At 66.3% G+C, this 13,800-nt stretch carries 12 protein-coding genes; 9 read left to right on the forward strand and 3 right to left on the reverse strand.

The features are described from left to right. The first annotated feature begins 1 nt into the window (after position 1). The 3 genes from C7I84_RS11935 (at position 2) to C7I84_RS11950 (ending at position 5,358) form a co-directional block, all read left to right on the forward strand. A complete protein-coding gene (locus C7I84_RS11935) occupies positions 2–1,183 on the forward strand; it encodes an MFS transporter (protein ID WP_106772422.1) in 1,182 nt (393 codons plus the stop codon). Continuing rightward, the gene (locus C7I84_RS11940; protein ID WP_106772423.1) at positions 1,180–3,753 is read left to right on the forward strand and encodes a GcvT family protein; all 2,574 of its coding nucleotides are present in this window, start codon (positions 1,180–1,182) and stop codon (positions 3,751–3,753) included. The genes C7I84_RS11935 and C7I84_RS11940 overlap by 4 nt, the downstream gene beginning before the upstream one ends. A gap of 249 nt (positions 3,754–4,002) precedes the next feature. Next, positions 4,003–5,358: a M24 family metallopeptidase gene (locus C7I84_RS11950; RefSeq protein ID WP_106772425.1), complete on the forward strand. Its 1,356-nt coding sequence runs from the start codon at positions 4,003–4,005 to the stop codon at positions 5,356–5,358. Here the strand turns inward: C7I84_RS11950 and C7I84_RS11955 are convergent. Next, entirely contained in the window at positions 5,348–5,659 is a 312-nt protein-coding gene (locus C7I84_RS11955; protein ID WP_133170089.1) for a hypothetical protein, read from the reverse strand. The genes C7I84_RS11950 and C7I84_RS11955 overlap by 11 nt on opposite strands. Before the next feature lie 115 nt (positions 5,660–5,774). Between C7I84_RS11955 and C7I84_RS11960 the strand changes: the two genes are divergently transcribed. From C7I84_RS11960 to C7I84_RS11980, 5 genes are all read left to right on the forward strand, one after another. Then, the gene (locus C7I84_RS11960; RefSeq protein ID WP_106772427.1) at positions 5,775–6,935 is read left to right on the forward strand and encodes an MFS transporter; all 1,161 of its coding nucleotides are present in this window, start codon (positions 5,775–5,777) and stop codon (positions 6,933–6,935) included. Next, complete coding sequence (locus tag C7I84_RS11965) at positions 6,932–8,092, forward strand: MFS transporter (protein WP_106772428.1); 1,161 nt, start codon at positions 6,932–6,934, stop codon at positions 8,090–8,092. Before C7I84_RS11960 ends, C7I84_RS11965 begins: the two co-directional genes overlap by 4 nt. Before the next feature lie 201 nt (positions 8,093–8,293). Next, positions 8,294–9,676, forward strand: coding sequence for an aspartate aminotransferase family protein (locus tag C7I84_RS11970; RefSeq protein ID WP_106772429.1), 1,383 nt, complete (start codon positions 8,294–8,296; stop codon positions 9,674–9,676). Between the two features lie 92 nt (positions 9,677–9,768). Next, the gene (locus tag C7I84_RS11975; RefSeq protein ID WP_245428411.1) at positions 9,769–10,140 is read left to right on the forward strand and encodes a carboxymuconolactone decarboxylase family protein; all 372 of its coding nucleotides are present in this window, start codon (positions 9,769–9,771) and stop codon (positions 10,138–10,140) included. Further along, positions 10,137–10,499, forward strand: coding sequence for a hypothetical protein (locus C7I84_RS11980; RefSeq protein WP_106772431.1), 363 nt, complete (start codon positions 10,137–10,139; stop codon positions 10,497–10,499). The genes C7I84_RS11975 and C7I84_RS11980 overlap by 4 nt, the downstream gene beginning before the upstream one ends. 399 nt (positions 10,500–10,898) lie before the next feature. Here the strand turns inward: C7I84_RS11980 and mmsB are convergent, their stop codons facing one another. Together mmsB and C7I84_RS11990 are read right to left on the reverse strand one after the other, a co-directional pair. Next, on the reverse strand, positions 10,899–11,783 hold the full coding sequence (gene mmsB, locus C7I84_RS11985) for a 3-hydroxyisobutyrate dehydrogenase (protein ID WP_106772432.1): 885 nt from the start codon (positions 11,781–11,783) through the stop codon (positions 10,899–10,901). 128 nt (positions 11,784–11,911) lie between these two features. Further along, positions 11,912–13,081, reverse strand: a complete 1,170-nt coding sequence (locus C7I84_RS11990) for an isobutyryl-CoA dehydrogenase (RefSeq protein WP_106772433.1) — start codon at positions 13,079–13,081, stop codon at positions 11,912–11,914. Between the two features lie 116 nt (positions 13,082–13,197). On the opposite strand from C7I84_RS11990, the gene C7I84_RS11995 reads away from it, so the two are divergent. Beyond that, positions 13,198–13,800 carry a dimethylsulfonioproprionate lyase family protein gene (locus C7I84_RS11995; RefSeq protein ID WP_106772434.1) on the forward strand — a complete coding sequence of 201 codons (603 nt, stop codon included), beginning with the start codon at positions 13,198–13,200 and terminating at the stop codon, positions 13,798–13,800.

Here is a 13,800-nt window from a genome sequence, read left to right on the forward strand (position 1 = left end):
CATGACCGCCCTGGACGCCGTGTCCCCTGGTCCCGCCCTGATCACGCCGCGCGCGGCGGTGGGAACGGTGTTTCTTTGCTTCGGCCTGGCGATCGGCCTGCTCGGCGGTTCCGTTCCCGAGATCGCCCGGCTCGCCGGCACGTCGCCGGAGATGATCGGATCGGCCTTCTTCGGCTCGACCATCGCGGGCATCCTCGGCCAGACCCTTGCCGGCCGCGTCGGCGGCGGGGTCAGCCTGAAGAAACGCCTGCTCATCCTGCAACTGATCGCGGCCGTGTGTCTCGTCCTCCTGTTCCAGGCGGAAAATGCCGTCGCGCTGATCGCCGGGCTGTTCGTCTTCATCTTCTTTTCAGCCAGCATCGACCTCGTGATGAACAGCGAGGGCGTCGCGGTTGAACGGGCTCTCGACCGCCCCGTTCTCTCCGGCTTCCACGGCCTCGCTTCGCTGGGCGTCGGGCTGGGTGCCATCGGCGGCAGCTACCTGTCGGTGACGGTCGGCCTGACGGCAACCGCGATCGTCAGCCTGTTGGTGCATGCGGCCGCCATCGCCGCGGTCATGTCCGGCACGCCCGACCGCGGCGCCACACAGCCTGCCGAGGCCGGCTCGAGCTGGTTCAGGCCCTCCGCCGCGCTTGTCGCCCTGTCGCTCGTGCTCGGCGTTTCGATGGCTGGCGAGATGGCCGCCACGATGTTCTCCGCCCAGACGCTGGTCGACCAGGCGCCGGCGCTCGCCGCCTATGCCGGCGCGGGCGCAACCGCCTTCGCGCTGTTCCAGGCGGCCGTCCGCCTGAGCGGCGACCGCCTGCGCGCGCTGCTCGGCGACGAAAGGCTGATCCGCGTCTCGTTGGCGGTGGCGTTCGTCGGGTTCGCGGTGATCACGACCTCCTCCAGCTTCGCCGTCAGCGCCCTGGGCTTTGCCGCCGTAGGCATCGGCACCGCCTGCATCGTGCCCTGCGGCTTCGCCGCCGCGGCGCGGATGTCGGCGCGGCCGGCGGCGGCTGTGATCAGCATGCTGTCGCTGATCACCGGTCTCGTGCGCATCCCCGCCCCGCTCGCCTATGGCTGGCTCGCCGAGGAGATCGGCTTCGCTCCCGCCTACCTTCTTTATGCCCTGCTCGCCGCCGCCGCGCTTTGCCTCGCGTCCTTCGCGGTCGGCCGAGCCCGTTCCAGGAGTTCCACATGAAATCCCACGTCAAAGCGGTTGTCATCGGCGGCGGCGTCGTCGGCTGCTCGGTGCTCTACCATCTTGCCCGCGCCGGCTGGACCGACGTCATGCTGATCGAGCGCTCGGAGCTGACGTCCGGCTCGTCCTGGCACGCCGCCGGCGGTTTCCACACGCTCAACGGCGACCCCAACGTTGCAAAGCTGCAGGCCTATACCGTGCAGCTCTACAAGGAGCTGGAGGAGCTTTCGGGCCAGTCCTGCTCGCTGCATCTCACGGGCGGCGTCATGATGGCCGACACGCCTGAGCGCATGGATTTTCTGCGCCTCGCCCATGCAAAGGGCCGCTATCTCGGCATGGACACCGAACTGATCACGCCGTCGGAAGCCAAGGCGATGTTCCCGCTGATGGACGAAAAACATTTCGTCGGCGCCATGTGGGATCCGGTCGAAGGCCATCTCGACCCGTCGGGCACCACTCACGCCTACGCCAAGGCGGCCAAAAAGCTCGGGGCCGAGATCGTGCTGCGCAACCGCGTCGTGGAGCTGACGCAGGAGGCCGACGGCACCTGGAACGTGGTCACTGAGCAGGGCACGGTGAAGGCCGAGCATGTGGTGAACTGCGGCGGCCTGTGGGCGCGCGAGATCGGCCGCATGGTCGGCGTCGAGCTGCCGCTGCTGGCCATGGAGCACATGTATCTGCTCACCGAGCCGATGCCGGAGGTCGAGGAGTTCAACAAGGCGACCGGCCGCGAGATGGTCGGCGTGCTCGACTTCAAGGGCGAGATCTACACCCGCCAGGAACGCAACGGCGTGCTGCTCGGCACCTATGAGAAGGCATGCAAGCCGTGGTCGCCGGTGAATACGCCGTGGGACTTCGGCCATGAACTGCTGCAGCCTGACATCGACCGTATCGCACCGTCGCTGGAGATCGGCTTCCGGCATTTCCCCGGCATCGAGAAGGCCGGCATCAAGCAGATCATCAACGGCCCCTTCACCTTCGCGCCCGACGGCAACCCGCTGGTCGGCCCGGTCCAGGGCCTGACCAATTTCTGGTGTGCCTGCGCCGTCATGGCCGGCTTCAGCCAGGGCGGCGGCGTCGGGCTGGCGCTCTCCAATTGGATGGTCAACGGCGACCCCGGCTTCGACGTCTGGGGCATGGATGTCGCCCGTTTCGGCGAATGGGCGAGCCTGCGCTACACCAATGCGAAAGTTCGCGAAAACTACTCGCGCCGCTTCTCCATCCGCTTTCCCAACGAGGAATTGCCCGCCGCGCGGCCGGCGCAGACCACGCCGCTCTACGACACCATGGTCGCCAACAACGCGGTGATGGGCGACAGCTGGGGCCTGGAGACGCCGCTCTGGTTCGCGCCGAAAGGCACCGAGGCGAAGGACATCGTCTCCTACCGCCGCTCCAACGATTTCGAACATATCGGCGCGGAGGTCCGCGCGACGCGCGAACGTGTCGGCGTCACCGAGATCGCCAATTTCGCCAAATACGAAGTCTCCGGTCCGGGTGCAGAGGAGTTCCTCAACCGGCTGATGACCAACCGCATGCCGAAGAAGGGCCGCATCGTGCTCACCCCGATGCTGAACGAGTTCGGCAAGCTGATCGGCGACTTCACCATCGCCAGGACGGGCGACGAGACATTCATGATCTGGGGCTCGTCGGCCGCGCAGAAATACCACATGCGCTGGTTCGAGAAGCACCTGCCGAAGGATGGGTCGGTGCGTATCCACCGCTTCGACCAGACGCTGGTCGGCCTCTCCATTGCCGGGCCGAAGAGCCAGGCGCTGCTGCAAAAACTCGTCGACGAGGACGTATCGTCAAAAGCCTTCCGCTTCATGGATTTCCGCGAAATGGCGGTCGGCGGCGCGCCGGCAATCGTCAACCGCATCACCTATACCGGCGACCTCGGCTACGAGATCTGGATGCAGCCGGCCTATCAGCGGCTGGTCTATGCCGCGATCAAGCAAGCGGGCGAGGAATTCGGCATCGTCGATTTCGGCATGCGGGCGCTGCTGTCCATGCGGCTCGAAAAAAACTTTCCGACCTGGTTCCGCGAGCTTCGGCCAATCTACGGACCTTTCGAGGGCTCGATGGAGCGCTTCATCAAGCTTGAGAAGAACGATTTTGTCGGCCGCGAGGCTGCGGCGAAGGAGCATGCCGCAGGGCCGAGGCTGCGGCGCGTGTCGCTCATCGTCGATGCCCTCGACGCCGACGTCATGGGCGACGAGCCGATCTGGGCGAAGGTGAACGGCAAAGATTTCGGCACCGTCGAGAAGCCGCATGGCTATGGCGCGCCACGTTTCGACACCACCGGCAAGGAAGTCCGCGGTTCGACTGCGGCGACCGGAGCCTCAATGGTGCGCGGCATCCGTGACGGCGAATGGTCGGTAGTCGGCTGGGTGACGTCGGGCGGCTATGCGCATTTCGTACAGAAGTCGCTGGCGCAGGGCTATGTGCCGGCCGAGCTGGCGGAGGACGAAAGCGAAGGCCTGTTCGAGATCGAGATTCTGGGCCAGCGCCGCCCGGCGCGCATCAATGTCGAGCCGCTGTTCGACCCCGCCGGCGAGAAGATGCGGGGGTAGAGGCCCAGGGATGTCAGTGCTGCATCTTCGCACCCCCCTCTGTCCTGAGCTTGTCGAATGGGCCGGACATCTCCCCCGCAAGGGGGGAGATTGGCAGCTTCAACGGCATCACTCCGCCTGCAACATTGGCCATTGGCGAAACCACATCGGCAAGCCAATCTCCCCCCTTGCGGGGGAGATGTCCGGCAGGACAGAGGGGGGTGTGAAGGATTACAAACCTCGGCGAACCGCGTTGCGAGAGCGACCCTAATGGAGCCGCTCGTCAAAAGTACCTTCGGCCGCCACCGCAAGATCATGCCATTCGAGCCTGGCGCGGCCGCCGATATCGAGGCACTGCGCCAGCAGGCCCGCCAAAAAGCTGCCTCCCTCAACCAGCATGTCCTTGGCTATGGCGAGACTGCCGAGCGCGAATGGGCCGCCGCCGGCATCCCGGCCCCCGACCTGCCGGCGATGCGAAAATACCGGCTGGAGCGCATCCGCGCCGAGCTGAAGCGCCGCGGCTATGCCGGCGCGCTGCTCTATGATCCCGTCAACATCCGTTACGCCACCGACTCCACCAACATGCAGCTCTGGGTGGCTCACAACCCGACCCGCCACTGTTTTGTCGCTGTCGAAGGTCCCGTCGTGCTGTTCGACTATTTTTCCTGCGAGCATCTTTCCGACCATTCCGGCGTGGTCGACGAGGTTCGGCAGGCGGTGTCATGGATGTATCTTTACGGCGGAGAACTCAGTGACCGGCGCGTGAAACGCTGGGCCGGACCGATTGCCGATCTCGTCAGAGCGCATGGCGGCGGCAATACGCGGCTTGCTGCCGACCATCTCGATCCGGAAGGTGCGGCTGAACTCTCGCGGCTGGGCGTCTCCGTCCACAACGGCGAGGCCGTGATGGAAAGCGCCCGGCTGATCAAGTCGCCGGACGAAATTCTGGCCATGCGCCGCGCCGTCGTCTCGTGCGAGGCGGCGATGGCGGAAATGCGGGACGCGCTGAAGCCCGGTATTACGGAAAACGAGCTCTGGGCGGAACTGCATCGCGGCAACATTTCGCGCGGCGGCGAATGGATCGAGACCCGGCTTCTGTCGTCCGGACCGCGCACGAATCCCTGGTTCCAGGAGTGCTCCTCCCGGAAAGTCGAGGCCGGCGACCTGGTTGCCTTCGACACCGACCTGATCGGCCCCTATGGCTTCTGCGCCGACCTGTCCCGTACCTGGCTGTGCGGCGACGGGGAACCGACCGCCGAGCAGCGCGATCTTTTTGCCATCGCCGGCGACCAGACCGCCCGCAACACCGCGCTGATCCGTCCCGGCATTTCCTTCCGTGAGCTGGTCGAGCGATCGGCAGTGCCGCCGCCGGACTGCTTTCCCGCCCGTTACGGCGTGCTTTACCACGGCGTCGGCCTGGCCGACGAATATCCGACCCTGCCGCATGCCGCCGACTGGACCGACGACACGCCGGACGGCGTGCTGGAACCCGGCATGGTGCTCTGCGTGGAAAGCTATATCGGCCGGCTCGGCGGGCACGAGGGTGTGAAGATCGAGGAACAGGTGCTGGTTACCGAAAGCGGGCGCGAGCAGTTGTCGCGCTTCCCGGTGGCGCTCACCGCATAGTGCCTGCCAGGCGGTCGAAGCGGCGGGACCGCGGGTTGGTCTCGCCCTTCCGCTTTTCCGTGTCGACGCGGATCAGACAGCCGTCGTTTTCTTCCGTGTCGACGTAAGGCTCGTCCACGGCCTCGCGCAGCTCGCTGCGCTCGGCAGGCGTCAGCTTCCGCTGCTTGATCAAGGCAAAGGCAACCGCGGCGGCAAGGATGGCCGGGCCGGCGATCGTGACAAGCACCCACAGACTGGAATCCAACATGGCGCGCTCCGTTCCTTGAACGATGCAACGCGCATGCGGCACCGCACGTTCCATGCGGCCCCTGCGCCACCGCTTCGTGGCGGGGCGAAATCGCTGCCGTGCCGTAGTGCGCCTGGTCTGCCACCGTGGCATGGAGGCCGCTCCTAAGTTCCGGCGGCTCGAGCAAACGATGGTGGAAAAGGTACGGGACACTTCGGGGATGCCGCTGGCGGCGCTCGCCGGTATCATCGCGACCGTGTCGGTGTTCGCCATCGCGCAGGGGCTCACCTATCCGCTGCTCAGCTTCATCCTGCTGCGCGAGGGTTACTCGCCGGCGATGATCGGCGCCTCGGCGGCGATGACGCCGCTCGGGTATATCGTGTCGGCGCCGTTCATCCCGTGGCTGTCGCGCCGTTTCGGCGCCGGGCCGCTGACGGTCGGCTGCGCCGGCCTGGCGACGCTGATGCTGGCGGCCATCGGCTGGACACAGGACGTCTGGCTGTGGTTCCCGCTGCGCTTCCTGCTCGGCTTCTTCGCCAACCCGCTCTACGTGATCAGCGAGACCTGGATGATCGCGATCGCGCCCGCCGCCAAGCGCGGCCGGGTCATGGGCATCTACACCTCGATCGTGTCCGGCGGTTTTGCCCTCGGCCCGCTGACCCTCACCGTGGTCGGCACGCAGGGCTGGCCGCCTTTCCTCGTCGGCATCTGCGCTTTCCTGGTCTGCGGGCTGATCCTGGTGATCGTGCTGCCGCGCCTGCCGGACATGCAGGACGAAGCGCATACGACTTCGGTGGGCGGCTTCGCCATGCTGGCGCCGCTGCTCTTGTTCGCCGTGGCGGCGGCCGCGGCCTTCGAGCAGGGATTGCTGTCGTTGTTTTCTGTCTATGGCGCGAGCTACGGCACGCCGGAGCGGACGCTCGCCTCGCTGCTCGCCGTCTTCATCGCCGGCAACATAGCGCTCCAACTTCCTCTAGGCGCGCTGGCCGAGCGCATCGGCGCGCGCCGGGTGATGCTGCTCTGCGCGGTCGTCGCCGTGCTCGGCTGCGCGCTGCTGCCGCTGCTGCTCGCGACACCGCTGATCTGGCCGATGGTGTTCGTCTGGGGCGCGGTGGCCTTCGGCATCTACACCATGGCGCTGATCGAGCTCGGCGACCGCTTCACCGGGGCAATGCTGATCACCGGCAACGCCGCCTTCGCTCTGTTCTGGGGCATCGGCGGCATCGCCGGGCCGCCGGTGACCGGAGCCGTCATGGACATCGCCGGCGTGCAGGGCCTTCCGCTGGCGCTCGGGCTGCTCTGCCTCGGCCTGGTCGTCTCCATTCTCATGCGTTCCCGAGACCGGGCATGACGGCGGCGCAGGAGACGCAGCCGCGCTGGTCGGCGCTGATGGGAGTGACCGCCGCGCTCGCCATGTTCGGCATGGCGCAGGGACTGAGCTACCCGCTGTTCACGCTGCTGATGCAGAGGCAGGGCCTGTCGCCGGCGCTGATCGGCACCTCGGCGGCAATGATGCCGCTCGGCCTCATCCTCTCGGCCTCTTTCGTGCCATGGGCAGTGCGAACATTCGGCGGGCGCAACGTTGCCGTCACCTGCGCGCTGGTCGGCGCATTCTGCTTCTTCCTCATCGGCTCGATGCAGAACTGGATCGGCTGGTTCGTCATCCGCTTCCTTCTCGGCTTCGTCATCAACCCGCTCTACGTGCTCGGCGAAGTGTGGGCGCTGGCGCTGGCGCCGCCGGGCAAGCGCGGCCGCGTGATGGGCGTCTTCAACGCCGTCATGGGTGCCGGCTATGCCGTCGGCCCGCTGTCGCTCACCATGATCGGCGTCGAAGGCTGGCCGCCCTTCCTCATCGCCATCGGCGGCTTTCTCGCCTGCGGCGCCATCCTACACCTGGTCTCTTCCGGCCTTGCCGGCTTCGAGGGCGAAAGCGGGCAGGCGGGCGGCGTCTTCGGCTTCGCCATGATCGCGCCGGCACTGCTGGCCGCGGTGCTGTCGTCGTCGGCCGTGCAGCAGAGCACCTACTCGCTGACGCCTGTCTTCGGGGCAGCCTATGGCCTTCCGGAGGCCGTGCTCGCTTCGTTGATCACGGCGCTCTCGCTCGGCAACATCGTTTTGCAGATCCCGCTGGGCCTCGCAGCCGAGCGGCTGGGCGGCCGCACCATGATGCTGGCCTGCGCGCTGGCGACGGCATGCTGCGCGCTGCTGCTGCCAACCCTGGTCCTAACGCCGGCGGTATGGCCGCTGCTGGTGGTGATGGGAGGCGTGGGCTACGGCGTCTACACCATGGCGCTGGTCGAGCTCGGCAACCGTTTCCACGGTACGACGCTGGTGACCGGAAACGCCGCTTTCGCGCTCATGTGGGGACTGGGCGGCATCGTCGGCCCGCCGACCTCGGGCGCCCTGATGCAGGCCATCGGGCCGCTTGGCCTTCCTGTCGTCATCGCCGGACTGAGCAGCCTGCTGGTCACCTTCGCGCTATTGCGGTCATTGTCGCGGCGGTCTTGAACGTTCCTGCCAAGGTCGACTACAGTCCTCTCATGCGCGACGGCCATTCCTGCTGCGACCGACATGCCTCGACGCCTTCGCGGCGCACGATCCATGTCGAACTGCTTCGGCTGTGCGCCCGGATAGGCTATTCGCCGCCCGCCGCCGCTCGCTGAATTCGTCCCGGCATCCGCCGGATCAGTTCAAGTCGAGGCCAAACTCATGACCTACCAGAACTATTCGCTGAAACAGTTGCAGCAGATCGATGCCGCGCATCATCTGCACCCGTTCACCGACCACAAGGACCTGCGCGCCGCCGGAAGCCGCATGATCGTGCGGGCCGACGGGCCGTTCGTCTACGATTCCGAGGGCAACGAGATCCTCGACGGCATGGCCGGCCTGTGGTGCGTCAATATCGGTTACGGCCGCAACGAATTGGCCGAGGCCGCCTACCAGCAGATGAAGGAGCTGCCCTACTACAATTCCTTCTTCCGCTGCACCACGCCGACGCCGACGCTGCTTGCCAAGAAGATCGCCGAGCTGGCGCCGAAGGGATTGAGCCAGGTGTTCTTCGGCTCTTCGGGTTCTGAGGCTAACGACACGGCGCTGCGGCTGGTGCGCCATTTCTGGGCGCTTGAGGGCAAGCCGGAGAAGAACCGCATCATCTCGCGCAAGATGGCCTATCACGGCTCCACCGTCGCCGGCACGTCGCTCGGTGGCATGGAGGGCATGCACGGCCAGCTCGGCGGCGCGGTGCCGAACATCGTGCATGTGATGATGCCCTATGCGTTCGAGCTGTCGCTGCCGGGCGAGAGCGACCATGATTTCGGGATGCGCGCCGCCAGGGCGGTGGAGGATGCGATTCTCGAAGCTGGTCCGGACAAGGTGGCCGCCTTCATCGGCGAGCCCGTAATGGGGGCAGGCGGCGTCAAGATCCCGCCAGCGAGCTACTGGCCGGAGGTGCAGCGCATCTGCCGCAAACATGATGTGCTGCTGATGCTCGACGAGGTGATCACCGGCTATGGCCGCACCGGCCACTGGTTCGCCGCCGAGACCTTCGGCGTCGAGCCGGACACCATCACCACGGCCAAGGCGCTGACCTCGGGTTACCAGCCGCTGTCGGCCCTGCTGGTCGGCGACCGCATAGCCGGCACGCTGCAAGAGAAGGGCGGCGAATTCTATCACGGCTACACCTATTCCGGCCATCCGGTGGCCTGCGCCGTGGCGCTGAAGAACCTTGAGATCATGGAGAAGGAGGGGCTGGTCGAGCGGGTGCGCGACGACACCGGTCCTTATTTCGCCGAGATGCTGCGCGAGCGCATCGGCGGCCACCCGCTGGTCGGAGAGGTGCGCAGCGTCGGCCTGATGGGCGCGATCGAGATCGTCGGGGACAAGCGGACGCGCGAGCGCTTCCAGCCCGTCGGCAGCGCCGCCGTCCTGGTGCGCGACCATGCCATCGGCCAGGGCATGATGATGCGGGCGACCGGCGACACCATGATCCTGTCGCCGCCGCTGATCTGGACGCGGCAGACGATCGATCTCGCCGGCGAGCGTATCGCCAGGGCGCTCGACCTCGCCGAGGCCGACCTGCGCAAGGCGGCCTGACGCCGACAAGGGCGGGCGCTGCTGCCCGCCCATTCTTCAACGAAAGGTCAGGAATGTCGGGTAAATCGCTGCTTCCGTTGATTGAATACGAAATGGCCGGTGAGGAGGTGCGCGCCGTCTACGACGACATCATGGCCACCCGCAACACCGACTGGATCAATAATTTCTGGAAGGTGCTGGCGCATGACCCGGCGCTGCTCAAGCGCACCTGGGACTCGATAAAGCAGGTGATGGCGCCGGGCGCGCTCGATCCGCTGACCAAGGAGCTGGTCTATATCGCCGTGTCGGCCAGCAATGGCTGCGAATACTGCACCTACTCCCACACCGCCTCGGCGCGCGCCAAAGGAATGACCGATGCACAGCTCATGGAACTGCTTGCGGTGGTCGGCATGGCCAACGAGACCAACCGGCTGGTGAACGGCCTCAAGCCTCCGGTCGACGTGCAGTTCGAGCCGCACGAATGAAGGGGAGGCGAGCCATCAAGCGGAAAGCCGGGATTGTCACCGACCTGATGCTTGCCCCGCTCGTCATCGGCATGCGCGTGCCGCTGCTGGTGGCGGAAGCCGGCGCCGATGCGGCCGGGCCCGGCAGCGAGACGGCGCGGGCCGTTTCCGAGAAGGCAGCCGCCCTGGCCGAAGGCATGGCCGCGGCACAGATGGAGATCGCAGGCGCGGCCCTGCGCTTCTGGCCCGAACTGCTGTCCGGCAGGACGCCGTCGCTTATGAGCGGCGTGGCCGCAGACCGGGCGATCCAGGCGGCGATGAAACCGGCGGGGCGCAAGGTCAAGGCGAACTATCGAAGGTTGAGCAGCCGCAAAGGCTAGCCGATGCATGCCCCGTTGGAGAGGGGGGACCTACAGGCGGCAGCTATCTTCGAGCAGTGCGACAGTGCAGCGTCCCGCCGCGGCGACGACAGCAAAAACCGCGCCGTTCCGCCGAGCGGAAAAGCGCGGTCTTGCCAAAGTCACGCACGGCATACACGGACGCAATACAGCGCGAAAACCTGGCTCCGGTACGCGAGACCTGATCCGGAGCGTGAGAGCGGCTGCGACAACCGATCTGTCTTCTCTTTTAAGCCGACAATGTTACCGCGCGGTTATCGAGACCTTAAGCAAAGCTGAATCGGGCGTTTTCGCGGTAGCCGGCTGGGTGGATCGTTTGCCGGCATCAACTCGTAGCAAGAGCTGGTCGGGTACGCCCTCCGGCACCGGATCGGCACGAAATCATCCGATGTCGCCGCGCAGCATACGGATGATGCCGGAGAAATCCATGTCGCCGTGGCCGAGGCCCGAGAACAGTGCATAGAGCTGCGAGGCCTGTGCGCCGAGCGGCGTGGCCACGCCGGACGCCTGGGCGGCCTCCTGCGCCAGCTTGAGGTCCTTCAGCATCAGCGCCGCGGCGAAACCCGGCTTGTAGTCGCGATTGGCCGGCGAGGTGGGCACCGGGCCCGGAACCGGGCAATAGGTCGTCATCGACCAGCACTGGCCGGACGAGGTCGAGGCGACGTCGAACAGCGCCTGGTGCGACAGGCCGATCTTCTCCGCCAGCACGAAGGCTTCAGCGACGCCGATCATCGAGATGCCGAGGATCATGTTGTTGCAGATCTTCGCCGCCTGGCCGGCGCCGGCCTCGCCGCAATGCACGATGCGGCCGGCCATGGGTTGCAGGATCGGCTCGGCCTTGGCGAAGGCTTCGGCGCTGCCGCCGGCCATGAACGTGAGGGTGCCGGCGGTGGCACCGCCGGTGCCACCCGAGACGGGCGCGTCGATCGAAGGCAGGCCGCGCCGCGCCGCGATCGCATGGGCCTTTCGGGCCGAGTCGATGTCGATGGTGGAGCTGTCGATCAGCAGGGCGCCTTCCGCTACCTTTGGCGCGATGTCCTCGTAAACGGAGATGACGTGCTTGCCGGCCGGCAGCATGGTGACGACGACCTCGGCGCCCTTCACCGCGGCCGCCGCATTGGCCATCACCGTCACGCCGCTCTCGCGCGCCTTGGCAAGATTGTCGGGCACGAGGTCGAAACCCTGTACAGCATGGCCGGCCCTCACCAGATTGGCGGCCATCGGATTGCCCATATTGCCGAGGCCGATGAATGCGATGGTTGGCATGGTAGTGGTCCTTCAAGATTGGCAATGGGCAGTAGGCAGTCGGCAGTAGGCAGTAGGTCGGTCAGCGGGCGGGTGGGCGCCGACGGCAGAAGAAGCACGATCGGATCCTGCTGCCGACTGCCTATTCCCTACCGCCTCCCCAGCAGATTCCTCGCCACGATCACGCGCATGATCTCGTTGGTGCCTTCGAGTATCTGGTGGACGCGCAGGTCGCGCACCAGCTTCTCGACGCCGTAGTCGTGCAGGTAGCCGTAGCCGCCGTGGATCTGCAGCGCCTCGTTGGCCACCTGGAAGCCGACATCGGTGACGAAGCGTTTGGCCATCGCCGACCATTTGCCGGCTTCCGGGCTCTTACCATCGAGCCGCGCCGCGGCGGCATAAAGGAAGACGCGGGCCGCCTGCAGCTCGGTCTCCATGTCGGCCAGCTTGAACTGCAGCGCCTGGAATTCCTTGAGCTGCTTGCCGAATGCCTTGCGCTCGCCGGCATAGGCCACCGCCTTGTCGAGCGCCGCCTGGGCGCCGCCGAGCGAGCAGGCGGCGATGTTGAGCCGGCCGCCGTCGAGACCCGCCATGGCGATGGAGAAACCGGCGCCTTCGCCGGACAGGCGGTTGGCCGCCGGCACCCGGCAGTCGGAGAAGATCACCTGCCGGGTCGACTGCATGTGCCAGCCCATCTTGCTCTCGACCGCGCCGAAGGAGAGGCCGGGCGTGTCCTTCTCGACGACAAGCGTGGAGATGCCTTTCGGCCCGTCGCCGCCGGTGCGCACCATCACCACGTAGACGTCGCTGTCGCCGGCGCCGGAGATGAACTGTTTCGTGCCGTTCAGCACATAGTGGTCGCCGTCCAGCACGGCGCGGGTCTTCAGCGCGGCCGCATCCGATCCCGATCCCGGCTCGGTCAGGCAGTAGCTGGCGAGCCATTCCATCGAGGTGAGCCTCGGCACAAAGCGCCGGCGCTGCTCGTCATCGCCGAAGCGGTCGATCATCCACGCGCCCATATTGTGGATGGAGACGAAGGAGGCGAATCCCGGGCAGGCGCGCGACAGCGCCTCGAACACCAGCACGGCATCGAGGCGGCCGAGGGCGGAGCCGCCGACATCCTCGCGCACATAGATGCCGCCGAAGCCGAGCGGGCCGGTCTCCCTGATCACGTCGGCGGGAAAATGCCGGCTCTTATCCCATTCCAGCGCGTTCGGCGCGACCCGGTCGGCCGCGAACGCCTCCGCCACCTCGCGGATGGCGCGCTGGTCCTCGTTGAGGTCGAACTGGATGGCGGCAGGATCGACTGCGGCGTCCATGGCGTCCTCCCTGACGTTTTTGGCTATGCCTTGCCGCCAATCTAGACCAATGATGCCGCCGCGCAACCGCGACCGGACGCGAAGCGGCTGTGCAAGAAATAGAGAGCGGGATTTGCATGGCGGCGATGACGGAACAACTCCTGCATGCGTTCCGGAGTTATCTGTTTCATCGGGCTGACGACGTGCCGCGGCGCTTCACGGCCTATCTTCTGCCGGCGATGAAGGAACGCGACCTTGCGCCGAAACGGCTGCCCTGTCTGCGTCATCTCGGCCGCTGTCATGATCTGGCACCGCCTGCCGCACGGGCGCTGACCGGTGCGTTGCTGCTTCAGGCGGACAGCCTCGCCTGGGGCCAGACCTATACCGCCGCCGATTTCGAACGGAGTTTCATCGACAATTACGGCTGGCTCGAACTTTTCGGCACGCGCGGGCATTTCGTGAACGATGATGTCGCGGCCGGATTTCTCGTGCTCGGGCCGAATCTGGTTTATCCCGACCACCATCATGTCGCCGAAGAGATCTACATCCCGCTGACGGATGGGACGGGGTGGCGGAAAGGCGAGGGCGGATTCGTGACCAGGAAGGCCGGCGAGGTGATCCACCATCCTTCAAACATAAACCACGCCATGCGCACCGGCGACGATCCGCTGCTGGCCATCTATCTCTGGCGCGGCGGCCCGCTGGCCCAAAGATCCGTTATCGGCGGCAGGGACGCTTGA

Origin of the sequence: Kumtagia ephedrae (genome assembly GCF_003012745.1) — a bacterium.
In the GTDB taxonomy this organism is placed as follows: domain Bacteria; phylum Pseudomonadota; class Alphaproteobacteria; order Rhizobiales; family Rhizobiaceae; genus Kumtagia; species Kumtagia ephedrae.

Excerpts from the sequence above, each read along its gene's own strand:
- C7I84_RS11940 (WP_106772423.1), top strand. The coding sequence starts at position 1,180 with ATGAAATCCCACGTCAAAGCGGTTGTCATCGGCGGCGGCGTCGTCGGC.
- C7I84_RS11960 (WP_106772427.1), top strand. The coding sequence starts at position 5,775 with ATGGTGGAAAAGGTACGGGACACTTCGGGGATGCCGCTGGCGGCGCTC.
- C7I84_RS11970 (WP_106772429.1), top strand. The coding sequence starts at position 8,294 with ATGACCTACCAGAACTATTCGCTGAAACAGTTGCAGCAGATCGATGCC.
- mmsB (WP_106772432.1), bottom strand. The coding sequence starts at position 11,783 with ATGCCAACCATCGCATTCATCGGCCTCGGCAATATGGGCAATCCGATG.
- C7I84_RS11955 (WP_133170089.1), bottom strand. The coding sequence starts at position 5,659 with ATGGAACGTGCGGTGCCGCATGCGCGTTGCATCGTTCAAGGAACGGAG.
- C7I84_RS11965 (WP_106772428.1), top strand. The coding sequence starts at position 6,932 with ATGACGGCGGCGCAGGAGACGCAGCCGCGCTGGTCGGCGCTGATGGGA.
- C7I84_RS11935 (WP_106772422.1), top strand. The coding sequence starts at position 2 with ATGACCGCCCTGGACGCCGTGTCCCCTGGTCCCGCCCTGATCACGCCG.
- C7I84_RS11990 (WP_106772433.1), bottom strand. The coding sequence starts at position 13,081 with ATGGACGCCGCAGTCGATCCTGCCGCCATCCAGTTCGACCTCAACGAG.
- C7I84_RS11995 (WP_106772434.1), top strand. The coding sequence starts at position 13,198 with ATGGCGGCGATGACGGAACAACTCCTGCATGCGTTCCGGAGTTATCTG.
- C7I84_RS11975 (WP_245428411.1), top strand. The coding sequence starts at position 9,769 with ATGGCCGGTGAGGAGGTGCGCGCCGTCTACGACGACATCATGGCCACC.
- C7I84_RS11980 (WP_106772431.1), top strand. The coding sequence starts at position 10,137 with ATGAAGGGGAGGCGAGCCATCAAGCGGAAAGCCGGGATTGTCACCGAC.
- C7I84_RS11950 (WP_106772425.1), top strand. The coding sequence starts at position 4,003 with ATGGAGCCGCTCGTCAAAAGTACCTTCGGCCGCCACCGCAAGATCATG.